This window comes from Meiothermus cerbereus, assembly GCF_051297115.1.
In the GTDB taxonomy this organism is placed as follows: domain Bacteria; phylum Deinococcota; class Deinococci; order Deinococcales; family Thermaceae; genus Meiothermus; species Meiothermus cerbereus_A.
The window spans coordinates 1-1,276 of the sequence record NZ_JBEVAL010000148.1 but is presented as its reverse complement, the minus strand read 5'-3'; the positions used below and the strand labels follow the sequence as shown (position 1 = coordinate 1,276).

Below are 1,276 nucleotides of genomic sequence, written 5' to 3'. Positions count from 1 at the left end.
GCCACCTGCATCCCGATCTCCGGGCTTGCCAGTACCGTCCACAGCCCTTTGTTATCCCGCACCACGAAGTACCTCCGGTCAATGAGCAACATGCCTTTACCCCTCAAACCCTTGAGGTAGCGCACCTCCATCCCGGTTCGCACCCAGCCGGGCAGTGCGCCCCCCACCAGCACGCGGGTGCGTGCGGGTAGGACACGGGCGAAAGCGGGGTCAGGAAGGTCGCCAATCACCAGGGCATCTTGCCCCCCTACGCTGCTCACCCATCCCACCGCCTGGGCAAGGCTGGGGGTCTGGAACAGGATTTGCTGACCCTGCTGACCCTGAGCGAGGCCCAAACCCATCCCCAGAAGAAGGAAGGCCAGGAATCTCATTTGACCTCCTGCTTGCGCTGCTGGGCGTTCCTGATCTGATCCACTAGCAAACGTCCCCAGGTGAGCACCTGTCGCAGGGTGGGGCCGTCGAGCTGCCACCAGCTCGGCATGTAGACCACCTGGTTGTCCAGGATGAGCAGGGGCAGGCCCGTGCGCCCCACCACTCCTAGCGGCTCGTTCTCGTTGCTGCTGGCCGCCACCTTCACGAAGCTGGACAGCTCACGATTCTCCGTCCAGCCTCTAAACCACACCACCTGTTCCTGCGGGACTACCGCGAAAATCTGGGGCCGCTGCTGCTGGCGCTGGGGGTCGGTGGTGCGTAACCAGCCGTCGAGGTACTGGATCACCGGCTGGAAGGACTGCACGTCCCCGATGATCAGCACCTCACGGGAGCGCTCGAGGCGGCTTTGCACATCCCGCTGCCAGTCAGCCGGATAGATCATGTCCGCCGGTAGCAGGCAGGTAATCCGCAGGGCGCACAGCCCGTTCCGCAAGAGGTCGTAGGCGGTCTTGTAGTCCCGCGCATCAATCGCCAGGCTTCCTCCTCCGAGGAAAACCGTCAGAAACAGCACATAAATCCAGCGCATCCGTTACCTCAACAGCAGGTCGTACACGTTACCCGAGAAGCCCGGGATGCTGACCCCGCTCACCCCCAGCCCCGGCGTTCCCCTGACCCTGGGAATCTCGTACCCTTCCGGCACGCTCACCCACCCCCAGTAGGTGCGCTCACCCGCGAAGGGGAGCACATAGGGCGCTACGGGGATGGGCCGGGGGAAGTCCAGGCTTCCCGTCAGACTGATGAAGGGCGGGCTGGGGATCAGGCTCACTTTGATCCGCACCGGCACCCACCAGTAGAACAAAGCCCGCATCCCTAATGAGGCTGCCACCCCCAAGGGGTTGCGGTC

General features: G+C 63.9%; 2 protein-coding genes and 1 pseudogene. All 3 read right to left on the bottom strand.

The window, feature by feature from the left end; all coding sequences use genetic code 11:
* Positions 1 to 371: hypothetical protein (locus ABWU19_RS14835; RefSeq protein WP_435902406.1), on the bottom strand; the 371-nt coding region annotated here is incomplete at its 3' end.
* On the bottom strand, positions 368 to 958 hold the full coding sequence (locus ABWU19_RS14830; protein ID WP_119358823.1) for a hypothetical protein: 591 nt from the start codon (positions 956 to 958) through the stop codon (positions 368 to 370). The genes ABWU19_RS14835 and ABWU19_RS14830, both read right to left, overlap by 4 nt.
* Before the next feature lie 3 nt (positions 959 to 961).
* Positions 962 to 1,276 (bottom strand): annotated as a pseudogene (locus ABWU19_RS14825) (hypothetical protein); the annotation flags it as partial.